The organism is Paenibacillus sp. S28, assembly GCF_016624415.1.
Lineage (GTDB): Bacteria > Bacillota > Bacilli > Paenibacillales > Paenibacillaceae > Paenibacillus_AQ > Paenibacillus_AQ favisporus.
In genome coordinates this window covers 977,574-993,433 of sequence record NZ_JACVTM010000001.1, presented here as the reverse complement: position 1 = coordinate 993,433, position 15,860 = coordinate 977,574, and the positions used below count along the sequence as shown (strand labels likewise).

At 44.2% G+C, this 15,860-nt stretch carries 12 protein-coding genes and 3 pseudogenes; 9 read left to right on the top strand and 6 right to left on the bottom strand.

Annotated elements, in window-relative coordinates:
- The first annotated feature begins 77 nt into the window (after window positions 1-77).
- The 4 genes from IAE55_RS04165 (at window position 78) to IAE55_RS04150 (ending at window position 5,343) form a co-directional block, all read left to right on the top strand.
- Window positions 78-2,219 (top strand): glycosyl hydrolase family 28 protein, encoded by a 2,142-nt coding sequence (locus tag IAE55_RS04165; protein WP_234489267.1) that lies wholly within the window; start codon window positions 78-80, stop codon window positions 2,217-2,219.
- Between the two features lie 227 nt (window positions 2,220-2,446).
- Window positions 2,447-3,106, top strand: a complete 660-nt coding sequence (locus IAE55_RS04160) for a type 1 glutamine amidotransferase domain-containing protein (protein ID WP_200631009.1) — start codon at window positions 2,447-2,449, stop codon at window positions 3,104-3,106.
- A 79-nt stretch (window positions 3,107-3,185) separates the two neighbouring features.
- On the top strand, window positions 3,186-4,385 hold the full coding sequence (locus tag IAE55_RS04155; protein ID WP_145164398.1) for an MFS transporter: 1,200 nt from the start codon (window positions 3,186-3,188) through the stop codon (window positions 4,383-4,385).
- Window positions 4,386-4,449: 64 nt separating this feature from the next.
- Window positions 4,450-5,343, top strand: a complete 894-nt coding sequence (locus IAE55_RS04150) for a LysR family transcriptional regulator (RefSeq protein WP_200631007.1) — start codon at window positions 4,450-4,452, stop codon at window positions 5,341-5,343.
- A 311-nt stretch (window positions 5,344-5,654) separates the two neighbouring features.
- On the opposite strand, the pseudogene IAE55_RS04145 reads toward IAE55_RS04150, so the two are convergent.
- From IAE55_RS04145 to IAE55_RS04120, 6 genes and pseudogenes are all read right to left on the bottom strand, one after another.
- Window positions 5,655-6,289: pseudogene (locus IAE55_RS04145) on the bottom strand (GntT/GntP/DsdX family permease); the annotation flags it as partial.
- Window positions 6,290-6,326: 37 nt separating this feature from the next.
- A complete protein-coding gene (locus IAE55_RS04140) occupies window positions 6,327-6,767 on the bottom strand; it encodes a heme-binding protein (protein WP_105446214.1) in 441 nt (146 codons plus the stop codon).
- A gap of 272 nt (window positions 6,768-7,039) precedes the next feature.
- Complete coding sequence (locus tag IAE55_RS04135; protein ID WP_200631005.1) at window positions 7,040-7,774, bottom strand: IclR family transcriptional regulator; 735 nt, start codon at window positions 7,772-7,774, stop codon at window positions 7,040-7,042.
- Between the two features lie 359 nt (window positions 7,775-8,133).
- Window positions 8,134-8,592 carry a heme-binding protein gene (locus IAE55_RS04130; RefSeq protein ID WP_200631003.1) on the bottom strand — a complete coding sequence of 153 codons (459 nt, stop codon included), beginning with the start codon at window positions 8,590-8,592 and terminating at the stop codon, window positions 8,134-8,136.
- Window positions 8,593-9,786, bottom strand: a complete 1,194-nt coding sequence (locus IAE55_RS04125; protein ID WP_145164388.1) for an MFS transporter — start codon at window positions 9,784-9,786, stop codon at window positions 8,593-8,595. It abuts the gene before it with no gap.
- A gap of 161 nt (window positions 9,787-9,947) precedes the next feature.
- Window positions 9,948-10,241, bottom strand: a complete 294-nt coding sequence (locus IAE55_RS04120; RefSeq protein ID WP_105446227.1) for a putative quinol monooxygenase — start codon at window positions 10,239-10,241, stop codon at window positions 9,948-9,950.
- Window positions 10,242-10,891: 650 nt separating this feature from the next.
- Between IAE55_RS04120 and IAE55_RS33720 the strand changes: the two are divergent.
- The 5 genes and pseudogenes from IAE55_RS33720 to IAE55_RS04100 form a co-directional block, all read left to right on the top strand.
- A pseudogene (locus IAE55_RS33720) lies at window positions 10,892-11,170 on the top strand (amino acid ABC transporter ATP-binding protein); the annotation flags it as partial.
- Between the two features lie 246 nt (window positions 11,171-11,416).
- Window positions 11,417-12,316, top strand: coding sequence for an NAD-dependent epimerase/dehydratase family protein (locus tag IAE55_RS04110; RefSeq protein WP_200631000.1), 900 nt, complete (start codon window positions 11,417-11,419; stop codon window positions 12,314-12,316).
- A 795-nt stretch (window positions 12,317-13,111) separates the two neighbouring features.
- Window positions 13,112-13,612 (top strand): peptide-methionine (S)-S-oxide reductase MsrA, encoded by a 501-nt coding sequence (gene msrA, locus IAE55_RS04105; protein WP_200630998.1) that lies wholly within the window; start codon window positions 13,112-13,114, stop codon window positions 13,610-13,612.
- 159 nt (window positions 13,613-13,771) lie between these two features.
- A pseudogene (locus tag IAE55_RS33715) lies at window positions 13,772-13,909 on the top strand (IS110 family transposase); the annotation flags it as partial.
- 552 nt (window positions 13,910-14,461) lie between these two features.
- Window positions 14,462-14,944, top strand: coding sequence for a GNAT family N-acetyltransferase (locus tag IAE55_RS04100; RefSeq protein WP_105446210.1), 483 nt, complete (start codon window positions 14,462-14,464; stop codon window positions 14,942-14,944).
- Window positions 14,945-15,860: the final 916 nt, after the last annotated feature.

Here is a 15,860-nt window from a genome sequence, read left to right as displayed (position 1 = left end):
GAAGGGGCTCTGCCACAGACCTGATATGCCCCGACGCTTTGAAAGGGTTTACGGACGAATGAAGGAGGCGAATTCGGATGGCGAAGGTTAGGAACTGGTTTTACGCTTTATTGACGCTTACGTTAGTTGTGTCGGTATGGATGACGAGTACGAATGTTCGGGCGGAAGAAAAGAAAGAGAGGGTCACCAGTGAGGGAACCGTACCCGCGACGATCTATGCATATACGCCCTCAGAGCGATACGCGGCTTCGGCCAATTATACGCTCAAAGCTAACGGCGTGGAGATTCCCGTTGTCAAGGGGTTTGGTGATTATGATTATGCCCATTTCTCCATGTCCAAAGGTCCGGTTACGTACGAGCTTACGATTCTGAATACGGACAAGGTGCATGAATATTCCATCAGTCCGAAGAAGCTCGGCATTACGGCGGACAAAGTGGTTGGAACCACCCTTACCTTCACCGCACAATCTGACGAGTACCTAATCGTCATGATGAACAACCGGGCTACTCGGATGGTGATCGCAGCTGATCCGGCCGAAACCGATGTTCCAAAGAAGGAAGGGCAAGGAATCTTCAATATTACGAAAGCACCTTATCGTGTCGCTTCGCATGGAGAGAACACAGGCGCTCAAGGGAGAACGGCTGCTATTCAGCAGGCTATCGACGATGCAAGCGCTTATGGGACGAGTCAGGGGGGCGGCGCACAGGGCATTGTTTACGTACCGGCAGGGACTTACTATATCGGCAATCTTACGCTGAAGAGCAACACGGCGCTGTACATGGAACCGGGTGCGACTTTCGTCGGTACAGGCAGGACCAGCGATTATACAGAGCACTGGTTTAAAGATTCAATGGGCAGACCCGCAACCTGGTGGATTTCAACCGCCTTTCATTCCACCAACATCCGGATTTACGGCAGGGGTACGATCGACGGCAATGGGCAGGCTCTCCATGACGATAAGAGCACGAACGGAACCGGCATGATCAATAACCTGGTCGTTCCGATTGCAACGTCCCATTTTTCCATGGACGGGGTACTCATTCGGGAATCGTCTGCCTGGGCGGTGGTGCCTGTTCGTTCCAACGACCTGACGTTTACCAATTTAAAGATGCTGAACAGCCTGAATATGGGGGAAAACGACGGCATTGATGTGACAGAATCGCAAAATGTGCTGGTGCGCCATTCGATCGGCATCTCGTTGGATGATCCTTACTCCACGAAAGCGTGGGCGGAGGATACGGACATTGCATCGGGCAAAGTGCCTTGGCCGGGCCAACCGGAGCCTGTTGAACATGTTTTAATCGAGGATGCCGTGGCATGGACGAAATGCTACGGATTCAAGATCGGCCAAGGCGTTCTTCAGGACCAGCGGGACATCACCTTCCGGGACGGCGTCGTCTACAAGGCGGCTGTCGGCTTTGCCATTCACCATAAGTATGGTACGGGAAAGGTCGAGAACGTCAAGTTCGAACGGATGGACGTTGAGGATATCAGCGGCAAAAACGAAGACAACAGCGCCTGGATGACGATGTTTACCGTGAACGGAGGGAGTCTTGGCGTGGGGCCGATCAGCGGCGTCACTGTCAAGAATATTACGGTGCGCGACGCGGGCGAAAGCTTCGCTAAGATCAATGGGCAGGATGGGGCTATGATCTCCGGCCTGCTGTTCGAGAATGTGTATATGCCGGGAAGCAGCATGCCCGCCACCACGCTTCAAGAGATGAATTTTCTGAGTAAGGAATATTACAGCGACGCGAAAATTCTTCCGGTACAGCATGAGGAGCCGCTTCCGCGCACTAACCTTGCCCTGAACCGGCCAGCTGTCGGATCATCGAATGACGGAACTATAGACACAGCCCCCTACGCCACCGACGGAAATATGTCCACACGGTTTGGAACTAAGCGCGGAGTGGACCCCGGCTGGATCTATGTGGATCTGGGGGAAAGAAAACCGATCGATGAGGTAAGGCTGTATTGGGAAGCTGCCTATGGAAAAAGCTATAAAATTCAGGTGACCGACGACCCAACTGCCGAAGCAAACTGGAGAGACGTATATAGCACGACCGAAGGTAAGGAGGGCTTGAAACGATTAAGTTTGAGGAAACGAATGCAAGATATGTACGAATGTATGGCACAACCCGAGCGACCCAATACGGTTACTCCATTTGGGAATTTGAAGTTTACGGTCCTGATTCACCGTGAGATCTTCCTGCTTTAGTCTTTCCAGCGTTTTCTGAGAAAATTAATTAAGAATCTGCTGCACCATCCTGTTAGCCATGAAGTGACTCTTCCGGCAAGTAGTCGGAAGAGTCTTTGTCATGTTCTTCAACAGGATTATTATAAATTTATTTATGGATACATCGTTATAATCTAATTTGTCTTATTGGTAGGTGGATCGTAGAATAATCTCTGTAACCAACCAACAAACTAAAGGGAGGAAGTAAAGTGAACAAGAACATTTTGATTGTAGTAACTAATCATTCAGATATACAAGATGGAAGAAAAACGGGCATTTGGTTATCCGAATTCGCTGAAGCCTATGTCGAGTTTATTAAGAAAGGCTACCAGGTTACCGTGGCAAGCCCGCTCGGAGGACGAAGTCCAATCGATCCAAACAGCGTGAATGATGATACTCCAAGCGAAATTTTAGAATCCGCAGTGCACCTTGAAAATACAGTTCGTATCGGTGATGTATCTATCCATGAATTTGATGCGGTTTTCCTGCCCGGCGGTCATGGAACAATGTATGACCTGCCGGATGATCAACTCCTTCATCAATTGGTCCGTAACTTTTATGAAGCGGGGAAAATAGTTGCTGCAGTGTGCCATGGTCCTGCAGGGTTAACAGGAGTCAAATTATCGAATGGACAGCCCCTTGTAGCAGGTAAGCGAGTGAATGCATTCACAAATATGGAAGAGGCACAAACTGGCTTGGATAATGTTCTTCCTTTCCTCCTTGAGAGTAAGCTTCGTGAACTGGGAGCCATTTTTGTGGCGGCGCCAGATTGGACACCCCATCTTGAAGTTGACGGAAATTTGATTACAGGTCAAAATCCTCAGTCCACTCTGACTGTTACCAGAGCTGTTATTGAAAAACTAGGTTAAAGGGGTGATGGGGCTGCTGTTTATATTAAGTAGTGGCCCCATGCTTCTTTTTTGTATAAATGGATAGGGGGTTATTTATTTGGGTGCAGTAAATACAGAAAATAAACCTGCAAGTAAAAGCCCCACATTGGCGTTACTTGCGCTAACATTAGGGGCATTCGCGATTGGGATGACCGAATTTATTATTATGGGGTTGCTTCCTGAAGTGGCAGAAAGCTTGCAGGTGTCCATCCCATCAGCTGGGCTACTCATTACTGGGTATGCACTGGGCGTTGCCATAGGTGCTCCCATCATCACAGTCGCGACTCATCGAATGAAACGAAAGCAGTTGCTGCTCTTTCTAATGATTCTTTTCATAGCAGGTAATGCTTTGGCTGCTCTTGCACCGAACTATGGTGTTTTAATGGTAGCCCGCATCCTGGCAGCATTAACTCATGGGTCTTTTTTTGGTGTTGGATCTGTAATCGCAGCTGAACTGGTTCCTAAGGAAAAGCGGGCTGGAGCGATTGCCATCATGTTTACCGGTCTGACACTCGCAAATATATTGGGTGTCCCTATCGGCACATTTATTGGGCAAGCTTTTGGATGGAGATCCACTTTTTGGACGATCACAGTAATAGGATTGATTGCTTGGATTGGAATATCCATACTCGTGCCAAAAGTAAAAGCATCTCCATCCAGCCTAAGGCAGGAGCTCGGTGTACTGCGTCGACCAGCTGTTCATGTTGCTCTTTTAATGACAGTGTTTGGTTTTGGAGGAGTTTTTACAGCGTTCACTTATATTTCGCCGATATTAATTGATATTACAAAATTTTCGGCAAATTCCGTCTCTTACATTCTTGTCTTGTTTGGGGCCGGAATCACGATTGGAAATATCATTGGTGGCAAACTGGCTGACCGTAAATTAATGCCGTCTCTCCTTGGGATACTCGTTTTGTTGGCCATCGTTTTGGCAGTATTCGCAATTACGGATCAGTATAAAGTGCCTGCTTTGATCACTATCTTTATATTGGGAATAGCTGCTTTTGGAACAGTACCGGGATTGCAGCTCCACATGCTGAATACGGCCAAAGAAGCTCCAACGCTTGCGTCGACTTTAAATATTGCAGCTTTTAACCTTGGTAATGCGCTTGGTGCATATGTCGGAGGCTTGGTTATAGATGTACAATTTGGGGGAGGACTAGCTGCTGTTCCTTGGGTTGCTTCCATCGTTACCGTTGTCGGAATTGTATTTACGCTATGGGGTGCTCAACAACAGAAAAAGAGTATTAAGGCTTGATTTACGGTAAGGGTAAGCTATGCTTACCCTTCTTCATATTTCCATAGCTAAAGGGGATGAAGCAATGGTCGATTTTGAATGGTACCGAAGTTTTATCAGCATCTATAAACTTAGATCAGTATCGGAAGCAGCCAAAACAAGGCTAATGACTCAACCGGCAATGAGCCAACATCTTGCGGCATTGGAAGCCGAACTTGGCGAAAAATTATTTACCAGAACCACAAGAAAGATGGTCCCCACTGAAAAAGGGAAGGAACTTTACACACAAGTGGTTCCGTTGATCGAAGCCTTGGAAGAAACTACACAAAAATTCAAGATGGACACTTCTTTAACTATCCCTATGGTTAAGATTGGTACAGCCCATGAATATTTTCATGAGAATTTAGCCCCCCATTTGGGAAAATTTCCGTTTCGGATTAATGCGACTTTTGGGATTGCCTCCGATATTCTTGAGTTATTAATCGAAGAAAAGCTCGACATGATTATAACGTCAAAAAAAATCCCTGCCCCTGGTATCGAATATATCCATTATGTTCAGGAAGAGTTTGTGTTGGTTGCACCTTATAACTTTGAAGAAATCGATTTTGAAGATAGCGAACGTTTTGAAGCCTGGTTGTGCTCACAAGACTGGATCAGTTATGGTAGTGATCTGCCGATCATACGAAGATTTTGGAGAGAACACTTTAAGAAAAGGCCGCATATGCAAATCAAGCACGTTCTTCCGGATCTTCATTCGATTTTGACAGCAATAGAACATGGGGAGGGAATCAGTGCACTACCAACGTATATGCTTAAAAAGTCATTGCATAATAAAACCGTAAAAATAATATTTCCTCGTTTTAAGGTGACCAATGAGCTGTACCTGGCTTATCATATTAAACTTCGGAATTTACCCATCACGAAGATCATAAGTGAAGCACTGAAAGAAAATTTGCATAATGGTCACGATACGACGTGAATGAACTTCAAGGTTAACAATAACCTCAGTAATTCCACGGTTTTTAGGAATCCACATTTACGCAGGCCGTAGTATGCCAAAAGCGCGAGTAAACTGGTCACAAGGATGATTAAGCCCATAGTAATAGCAGTAAATTATCCAGCGATACCGACTAGCGGAGATCTGGCAGCCCCGAGCAGGAACGGCAACAGGCCCAGGAGCGCAGACGCACTTCCAGCTATGGCTGTGAGATTCTAGGGCAAGCGAGAATGAAGTTGTAGACGTTATACCAATTGACCCGACTAAACAAAATAACGGCACTACCATATTGCGGTCCCCGAACCGGTTGCGACCAGGATGAGTGCAGAGGCAAGCCAAGCAAACAGGATAACATTGATATTTGCACTGGTTGCAATTTCGGCAATGGCATTGCCGACACCGCTAGTAATCAGAACTTGCTTGAATGCACCGCCAGCGCCGATGATCAGAATGATCGGAGCGATCGGAGCGAGACATTCGCTGGTGAAGCGGGAGAGATCATGCTTATTGAAAGCCGCGAGCGAATCCAAGCGAGAAGAATGAGAAGACCGCAGCAATGAGCAGTGCAACGACTTCATGACCAATAATTTTGCAGATTACAGATATGGAGCTTGGGGACTCCGGATCGATAATATCGGCTGCAGAGCCGATAAGCATTAGAACCACCAGCAGCAGGATCGTAAACAAAGTGATGCCGAAGTCGGGCAGTCCCCGATTCGGTTTTGATTGAAAACTGCTCGGCAAGCTCTTCAGGTGGCTCGGTTCGTATCCGTTTCCCGATGAATTTACCGAACACCGGTCCGGCAAGTATCGCTGCAGGAATACGGACAAGGAACGAGTAAAGAATGATCATGCCCAGGTCTGCAGCGTAAGCTTCAATGGCAATCATCGGAGGGGGATGTGGAGACACCAAACCGTGAACAGTTGACGAAATTCATCGAGTTTAATCAAAAAACATAAGAAAATCAGTCCTCGTAAAAACGTATGAATTGCTGTAATCCTTCTACGGTAATATTATGGTCTATAATGCCAGAATAGCTAGCGACCGAAACGGAACCAACCACTCCGACATTTTTTATACGAAGCGGAAACGAACCCCCAAGTGATTTAAATTCTAAAGGAGAAAAACATGAAATGTAGGCGGAGCTTTTGTTATATTGATCAACGATCCTTTTTTTTCTGTACAACATAGGGATGCATTCAATAGATGCATTTTCCATTAGATAAGTGAAAATAGGGACGTTGTCTCGTTCGATTAGAATAGCTACTGGGTTTTTCTGTGCTTTCGCAAGATTAATAATAATCAATCCCAATTCCAGAGCATTATCGTTTGTGAAATCTGTTAGTATAAGTTCCTTTTCCAAATACTCCAAATGTTCCAGATACTCCAATTGCTCAATATTCATGTGATCCACTCCCGAAAAGGATTATGTGAACATTCTCGTTAATCATACTCAACGAATTGAAAACAAACAAAATGACCCTTAAATGTTTCTGATACAGAAACAATCATGTAGCCTTTTGTTATTCGTCCTTTAGGTGGGGAGAGTCCACTTTATTTCACGACACCAAAAGGAGCCTCCAGATTCAGGGGCTCCTTCGAAAGATGCTGTAATTACGTACTCTACAATTAGGAAGTTTTTATGGTAACAACAGTCTGAACAAGTTAGTAAATATACTAAAGGAGACTGGATATCTTAGCGCTACATTCCCTCAATTTTTTACTAACTGCCCGATCTCTTTTTCGGCTTAATCTTGCGGCAGGGCCGGATACAGCCAACGCTGCAATCACATTGTCATTATAAAATATCGGTGCAGCAACGCAGCGTAAACCCACTTCTGTTTCTTCATCATCAATAGCGTACCCTTGTTGACGGATCACATTCAGATGTTCCTTTAACAAGTGGTTATCGTCAAAGGTTTGTTTTGTTGCTTTGTGCTGGGTAAGATGTGTAAGCATTTTTTTTAATTGTTCATCATTTAGGTGTGCCAAAATAACCTTTCCAAACGCACTTAGATGGGCATAAGCGGAATCTCCTACTTGTGTATGGCTACGTATGGCATGATTTCCCTCTACCACTTGTACTGTCATCACCTTCATTCCATCTAAAATCCCGATATATGCTGTTTCTCCAAGTTCCTGTGCTAATTGTTGCAGGGGTGGAACGACTAGCCAATTCAGTCGTATGTTTACTGATGATGGATGGTTACCCTTTAAATCAGAAGCTTTGTACACATGACCTTCCTTTTGAATAAAGCCTGTCATTTCCAGCGTATATAGAAGACGAAAGGTCGTAGACTTGTTAAGGTTAAACCGCTGCATGATCTCAGTCATTCTCATCGGTTCACCTTGCTGCAACGCGTCAAGAATCAGTAGTCCTTTCTTTAGGGTTGAAACCTCGTATTGATCCATTGATTCACCTCAAAGCTTGTATTTTCCTTGTCTCCATGTTTCTAATGTAGTTTCAGGGTTGCTGTATCCATGACTTATACCCGACTTCGGAGTTAATTTAAGTGAAATTGACAAATAAATTAAAACCCTTTGTATGCTCCATTGTAAAATGTATGAAGTGAAGATGTACAGGTTTGGGTGATTGGGTTTTTAGAAGAGCCCAGCATTATGAAATAATTGGATATTTACAAGCATACCCATAATGCTACATAAAATAGTGGTACGGCTCATGGACTAAGTGCAAATACAAAAAAGAGGGCAGGGGTTTTACGCCCAACCCTCTCATGTATATTAATGAAACTGGTCGTAACTGGGACCACTTATTTTCCATTCAGAAACAGGCGAATGCCCTCAACAGCGTAAGCATGATCCAACTCGCCGGTCAATCCTCCTACCGTAACAGAACCCACTACACCAACACCTTTGACACGGATTGGAATAGAACCGCCCACCGCCTGATATTCTGCAGTAGAAAGCAGGGAGTGTTCTGCATGCGAAGCACCACTTTGGGTAAAGCGCTCATCGATGTAGGCAGAACTGCGGTTATAGTGGTCAACGATCCGTTTTTTGCGAAACAACCACGTGTAGTTTTCTTCTGAGGTGCCATCCATCAAGTGAGTAAACACAGGAACTCGGTTACGTTCAATATGAATGGCTACAGCCACGTTGTTTTCTTGGGCATACTGCACAATCCGGTTCCCAATAGCAAGTGCATCTTGATGGCTAAAAGTTGTAAATTCCAATTCTTTCTCCGAAAGGTCTAATTCATTCAAATTCATTTATCCTCTCTCCTCAATAAAAAGTTTCTGTTTTTTGTCCATTCTGTAATTGATTACTGCCAGTAAAAAGGCGAATCCCGCCATAATTGCACCAATCCAAGCCGTGTCCATAATATGCATATGGTCTACTGCAAGCCCACCCAATGTTGAACCAGCGGCTATCCCAATATTAAATGCAGAGATATTTAATGCTGAAGCGACATCCTTCGCAGAAGGTACCAACTTTTCTGCAAGCATTAGAATATAGGCCTGTACGCCGGGAGACATCATAAATGCGAACAAGCCGATGATTATCAGGGAAAAGATGGTGAGCGTCTTGTTGGGAAGTAGCCAGATTTGCAGCAGTAAGGCAATGCCCTGAAACAAGAATACGAAACGGAGTGCCTTTACAGGATGTCCATTTGCTAATTTTCCCCCGACGATATTCCCGATTGCCACGGCAATACCATAAATCAGCAGCAGCCATGAAATAGACGAAACTGCGTACCCGCTAATCTCTTCAAGGATTGGAGAGATATACGTAAATAAGGCGAAAGTGCCACCGAAACCGAGTACCGTCATGAGCAAAGCAGTAATGATCCTAGGGTTAGCAATCAAACTTCCTACATCTCTCAAGCTCGGCGAGTGCATTGAACGTGGGACTTTTTCTACGGCTACTAGACTGACCAACAATGCGACTAGACCTAATACAGCGACTACGGCAAATGACATCCGCCAACCATATACTTGTCCAATATACGTTCCAAGTGGAACCCCGAGAATGGTGGCCACGGTTAACCCGGTGAACATAATGGAAATGGCGGTGCCCTTTTTATTAGCCGGGACCATATCGGCTGCAACTGTAGCTGCAACAGCGAAAAATACACCATGAGAAACAGCTGTAATTATCCTAGACAAGAGCAGGACCGAATAGGTCGGAGCTACAGCTGCCAGAGCATTCCCTGCAGTGAACACGATCATAAGGAACACCAAGTATCCTTTTTTAGGCAACTTTCCGGTCATTACTACCACGATCGGTGTTCCAATGGCAAGGGCAATGGCATATCCGGACACCAGTGTTCCTGCTTGCGTTACAGTAATCCCGAGGTCAGTGGCCACCTCTTGTAGAATACCGACAATAACGAATTCCGTTGTTCCAATGGCAAAAGCACTTAACGCAAGGGAGATTAGTGCAATAATGATTTTTGAATTCATACATTCACCTCCTTTATGTAGGCTAATATTAAGCTAGGTATCAATAAAGTTCAAATAAAGAAAAAAAGTTTCTATAATAGAAACTTATTACGAGAGAAATGCATTGATATTAACGACTAAAGAAAGTAATGCTCATTATTAAAAATTGATTTACTTAGATATTATGATTCCAGATTATGCAAACGATACACATCCATTGTATCGATAATCGTCTCAATATTTTTTCGGTATGTTTTGTAATGCTCAGTATTTACATGTTCAGATATGGCGTTCTCATCGGCCCAAGTTTCATAAAAGACAAATGTACCTTTCTCTTCGATGGATTGATGCAGCTTATATTGTATACAGCCTTTCTCAGCACGTGACGGTTCAATGAGTTTGAGTAACTCATCGTGTAACCGCTCCTCTTGACCAGATTTTGCTTTTAGAATCGCACAAATTGTAATGACAGTCATGAAGTGCACCCCTTAGTAACAAATTTTATGTCCCGATGCCTAAGTTATATTCAGATACTAATGTCTAGCCGGAATGTCACAGAACTTACCAAATGTTCAATTATTTTTGTCATGTATCACTCCTAAAGTGACATATTTGTGTTACTGAAATATGGAGAAATACTGGTAATATGGCTTATCTTAAGTAATTCATTGGGGGAATTCAAAATAAGTTAGAAAGTTTCAAATAAAGAAAACTATTGATCTAGTCTTTACACCCCATCCATGCATAAGCACTTATTAGAAACTATAGAATCAATGCGACTTTTTGATTATATAATTACTCAGGTTTACGAAATACTTACAAATCAAACAGAAGATTGTAGAAGAACAACGATCAATCTAGATAGAACAACACAAGATCTACTTTTCAACCTCATAATAGTAACTAAGGAGTGTCGGCACGCTTCGTTTCTTTGATGCCAGAGGACTTAAATTATGCCGAAGCGGCAGCCTTACCTCTTGTATCTTTACGGCTTTACAAACATTAGTGGAATTTGGACAAGTCATTGAAGGGCAGAATGTACTGCTATCAGGCGGAGGCGGCGGGAACGGCACGACAGCAATTCAGATAGCAAAGGCTTTAGGAGCTTACGTAACGACAACAACAAGCCGTTAATCCCGAAGTGATTTTATTAGATGAGCCTACCTCTGAATTGGACCCGGATTTGGTGGGGGAAGTTGTGCAAGTAGCGAAGGAAGGCACAACGATGGTTGTAGTGTTGCACGAAATGGCTTTCGCTGAAGAGGTAGGTACTAAGGTTTTATTTATGGATGGCGGCGTAGTAGTTGAGGAAGGGTCCGCGAAGGATATTTTCAGCAATCCCAGGGAACGAGGTACGAGACAATTTTTAAGTAGGATTTTGAAAAATCATGATTATACGATTTAGGCCTGCAGCGTTCGCTGCACGGCTTTTTTTGTTGATTAGAAATTGTCAGCCCAAAATTAACTGTAGGACTGAGTTTAGACGGTATGTTGTTAATAAGTTTCAAATAGTGAACTTTTTCATTTACTTTTGTTTTACAGGTCAAGCAGCTTATATAATATTTCCGTGTCATAGACGAAGGGATGTAACGAGTTAGGTGTAATTCCTAACCCAATCCTTGCTGAATAATAATAGGATGGGGGAGTATAGATGAAAGTATTTATAACAGGTGCTTCAGGCTATATCGGTGGATCAGTTGCAAAGACTTTGGTCGACGCAGGACACACCGTATACGGCCTGATTCGCAACCAGGAAAAAGTAGCTGCACTCCAACAACTTGGGGTAGAACCCGTACTAGGAACACTTAATGATGTAGATATCTTAATAAAGTTCGCACAACGTAGTGATGCTGTCATTAACGCTGCTAACGCAGATCACCTGGCCTCTGTGGTGACGATTATTGGGGCATTGCGAGGTACGGGAAAGGCTTTTATACACACGTCCGGATCAAGCGTTATTGGCGATGATGCCCTTGGCGATACCATAAGTGAAAAAATATATGACGAGGAAACTCCTTTTGTTCCAATGGATATCCGGGCGTATCGCGCCCATATTGATAAACTTGTCCGCAGGGCCGGCATTGATGATTGGGTCAGAAGTATTGTGATCGTTCCCTCTATGATTTATGGAAAAGCACTTGGATTGCCAGCAGAAAGTGCTCAGGTGCCGCAACTTGTTCGTAAGTCTCAGGAAATGGGGGCAGGCGTCCATGTCGGAAAAGGTGTTAACCGCTGGTCCAACGTTCATATTAAAGATTTAGCACAGCTTTACCTGTTGGCTCTTGTGAAAGCACCGTCGGCTTCTTATTTTTTCGCTGAAAACGGGGAGGATTCCTTCGGAGACATTGCAAAAGCTATCAGCGAAGCCCTTGGTTATCAAGGCAAAACAATAAGTTGGTCGGTTAACGACGCAATTGCTGAGCTGGGGGATTGGGTACGGTCATCCCTCGCTTCCAATAGCCGTGTTCGTGGGGTGAATGCGAGGAAATTATTGGGTTGGGAACCAAAAGAGGAGCCACTACTGAGTTGGATAGGGCATAACCTTTATTAAGAAAGAAAAACATTATACCAAACTTATGCCGCGTAAACCGCGGCTTATTTATTTTCAACAATATAATTAACTTTGCCAGTCTCGTCATCCCCCTCATCACGAAGAATTTTATAGGCGGCATGGCGACTGATCGGCAGAAAGGGAAAGCGATAAGGTATTCGTCATCATCCATGTCTTTGATATATTCGTCCAGGATCGGCCGGAAATTTTTGTTCACGCTCGCGACATCGTTACGCTCATGATGATGTTCAATTAAGGATCAGGCCGCCACCCTAGATTACATAGGCTGGTCACAGTAAATGGTTGACGAAGCTACGGAATACTTTATTTTAGGATCAGACATTTTCGTTCAGGAGGCTGCCAAAACATTTGAAGGAGGAAATATTACGAGTAAGTTCAGCGACTGGGTTTTTGACAATCAGAATGTGATTCGATTTACATTCGCGGCTACTGTTACTATATCCCTAGTGATTTTGACAATCTATTTTTTTCTTAAGTTCATGCAATTTACGGCACAGTAATTTTTTTTCTGACATAGGTTCCGGCAGTGGACGGCCAACTCAGATTCTCTTCAACAAGTTTGCATGATCGGGTTGGCGGCCGGTGGTCGTACGCAACCAACGTAATTAAACAGCGCTCTTTAAAATCTTTAAAAGGATTTGGCTGTCGGCGCCAGGTATGAGCGTCCATTCCATAAACTAGATGAATATTCTTATTGGGGAAAGGCAAAATAATTTTGATGTAAACAGGTATAATGCCACGGTAAATATCCCAATCAAGTTGAGGAGGTTTAACATGCATCAACGCGCTGTACTCGCTGGGGGATGCTTCTGGGGGATGCAGGACTTGATCCGCAAGCTTCCCGGAGTCATCTCGACTCGCGTCGGCTATACTGGCGGTGACACTCCGAACGCGACCTATCGCAACCATGGCACTCATGCGGAGGGGATCGAAATTGTCTTCAATACAGCGGAGACGAGCTACCGGCGCATCCTGGAGTATTTCTTTCAAATCCACGACCCTACGACGCGGAACCGTCAGGGCAACGATATCGGCACAAGTTACCGTTCGGCGATCTACTATACGAGCGACGAGCAGAGAAAGGTGGCGGAGGAGACGATCGCCGACGTGAACGCGTCGGGTCTGTGGCCGGGCAAGGTCGTCACCGAAGTGATGCCGGTCGGCGACTTCTGGGAAGCAGAGCCGGAGCACCAGGACTATCTGGAGCGCTATCCGAGCGGCTACACCTGCCACTTCCCACGCCCCAACTGGGTCCTTCCTAGGCGGGAACAATGAAAAGAGCACTAAGGAGCCTTAGTTCGATACTTCACCGGACTAAGGCTCCTTAATTTATTCTAAACTGCTTATGATTGTAAAAGTGCCTTGGTAAAATTGTTTTGGATCCCGGTAGCTGGCCAGCGAAGGATACCAAAACAAAACCAAGGAGAATACAACATGAATTCTACTCAAAACGAGCGAATAACTCAAATCACCTCAACGACTCTCATAGTCGGGGTGGATATCGCTAAGTCTAAGCAAGTGGCTCGGGCCCAGGACTTCCACGGAGTCGAAGTTGGCAAGCCGGTAACTTTCGGGTAATTCCAGTAAATTACGTGTATAATACAGATTATAGCTAATATATGTCGAAGGACAAGAACATAGTCCCATTGAAAGTCGCTATTTTAGCGGCTTTTTTGTTTTATCGGTACAAGTTCTTGTCCCGAGCCCAGGACAAGAACTTGTACCGATTGCCGTAATGGACAAGAACATGAGCCGATTACCGATAAGATAAGTAGCAGAAAAATGTAAGCGACGTAGTTATGAAGTTGGTTAGTCTTTGGAGTAAACTGGTATCAAAAGAATGAAGGTGAAATGAAAAAGTTCTGAAAGGCAGTTTTTCAGGATTTTTTCATGTCAGGCGGCGACGGAAATAAATATTCCGAATAAATAAAGGAATTGGTGTAATGCATGATGCGGCGCGCACTTCCGGTTTGATAGGCTTGCCAATTACTTACTAGACATTTGATTGGGCTGTGACTGTCAATCATAGATGTTATCAATGATAATAATTGAATTATTGAAATTGATCAATCGTTTGGATATTTCTATACTAGAAATCAAACATTCAAGAGGAGGAAACATAGCATGCTTGAAACAGTGCTCACGATTACTTCGATGAAGACACCCGATGAGGCTCGAGCCTTCAAAACACTTAACGAGGAATGGATTGCCCTCCTCTTTACCATCGAAGAGGAGGACCGGGTTATCCTCAATAACCCAGTGGAGAACATCGTGAACAAAGGAGGAGACGTGCTTATCGCGCGAGATGGTGATTCGATCATCGGTTGCGTTGCACTCGTTCCGAAAGGCGCCGGTGTGTTCGAGCTCTCGAAGATGAGCGTTACACCCGAGTCACGGGGGCGCGGATACGGACGGATAATCATCCATGCCGCCATTAACCGTGCACGCGGGCTTGGCGCAACAAAGCTCTTTTTGGGCAGTAGCACCAAGTTGCCGAACGCTGTTCATCTTTACGAATCGGTTGGGTTCAAGCACGTTCCTGTTCAACAAATTGGGCCTATGCCTTATGTAAGAGCAGATGTGTTTATGGAGTTTGAATTAAAGTGAATACGAAGACAAAAATATCGACGAATCTATAAATGTTATCGTTAGGTCGAGAATGAAGTGAATTAAGAGGAAAATGCTCTTATTCTTATAAAAATTCAATAATTTTAAAGGCAAAAAGGCAGCATAAAAGCGTCGAGACATTATTGTCTTGACGCTTTTTTGGCGGATACAAGCCTTGTAACCCGCGCCTTTCAACTTATTATCAACATCAAACGTCGACTAATTACTTTAATATTGAATTATGTTCGTTAAGAAAGGTTGCTGCTAACTATCTTATAGAAATAGGGCGAATTAGTAGTTTTACATATTAATATCTTTTCTCAAACGCTAATATCGATAATTCAATTGCAGTGTGGGTGACGACGATTTGCTAGTCCGCTCAAATCTGTCCCACACTTCCTTCGAACGGCGAGTCAATACCTTCGCGAAAAGAAAACTGTAGCTTGGACGGGGCCTAGAGGGATACGATAGTTGAATAACGAACAGGAAGAGCTGCCGGTGCTGATCGGCAGCTTCATTACGCTAACGAGCAGTAGAGTGTGGTAATATCCAGATGGTAACTTCAATTAAAATCAAATTATCCATTGTATCTTTCCTGAGTAACAGATTATGCTAATGGATAAAATGCGTGGAAAGAGAGGGATTCGTATGCCATATTTCGCACTTCTAGTCTGATACATGATGTATAACGAGACTTTTGCAAATAGAAAAAGACCCTTGCCAGCAAGTAAATCATATTTTTGTCTCAACATTAAGAATGGCATTCAAACGAAAAGACATTCGCACCGGGAAGAAATTGAAACACACTATATTAATGCGAAGCTAATGCATTTAGAGACCCAAATAACTGAAACAGGATTAGTCCGGGACGGTAAAGTTCTGGACTAACCCTGTGTTTTTCCGGTGTTAGTTCATG

Coding starts and splice junctions, on each gene's coding strand:
- IAE55_RS04135 (WP_200631005.1), bottom strand. CDS start 7,774: ATGGATCAATACGAGGTTTCAACCCTAAAGAAAGGACTACTGATTCTT.
- IAE55_RS04125 (WP_145164388.1), bottom strand. CDS start 9,786: ATGAATTCAAAAATCATTATTGCACTAATCTCCCTTGCGTTAAGTGCT.
- IAE55_RS04120 (WP_105446227.1), bottom strand. CDS start 10,241: ATGACTGTCATTACAATTTGTGCGATTCTAAAAGCAAAATCTGGTCAA.
- IAE55_RS04140 (WP_105446214.1), bottom strand. CDS start 6,767: ATGAATATTGAGCAATTGGAGTATCTGGAACATTTGGAGTATTTGGAA.
- IAE55_RS04130 (WP_200631003.1), bottom strand. CDS start 8,592: ATGAATTTGAATGAATTAGACCTTTCGGAGAAAGAATTGGAATTTACA.
- IAE55_RS04110 (WP_200631000.1), top strand. CDS start 11,417: ATGAAAGTATTTATAACAGGTGCTTCAGGCTATATCGGTGGATCAGTT.
- IAE55_RS04165 (WP_234489267.1), top strand. CDS start 78: ATGGCGAAGGTTAGGAACTGGTTTTACGCTTTATTGACGCTTACGTTA.
- IAE55_RS04150 (WP_200631007.1), top strand. CDS start 4,450: ATGGTCGATTTTGAATGGTACCGAAGTTTTATCAGCATCTATAAACTT.
- msrA (WP_200630998.1), top strand. CDS start 13,112: ATGCATCAACGCGCTGTACTCGCTGGGGGATGCTTCTGGGGGATGCAG.
- IAE55_RS04100 (WP_105446210.1), top strand. CDS start 14,462: ATGCTTGAAACAGTGCTCACGATTACTTCGATGAAGACACCCGATGAG.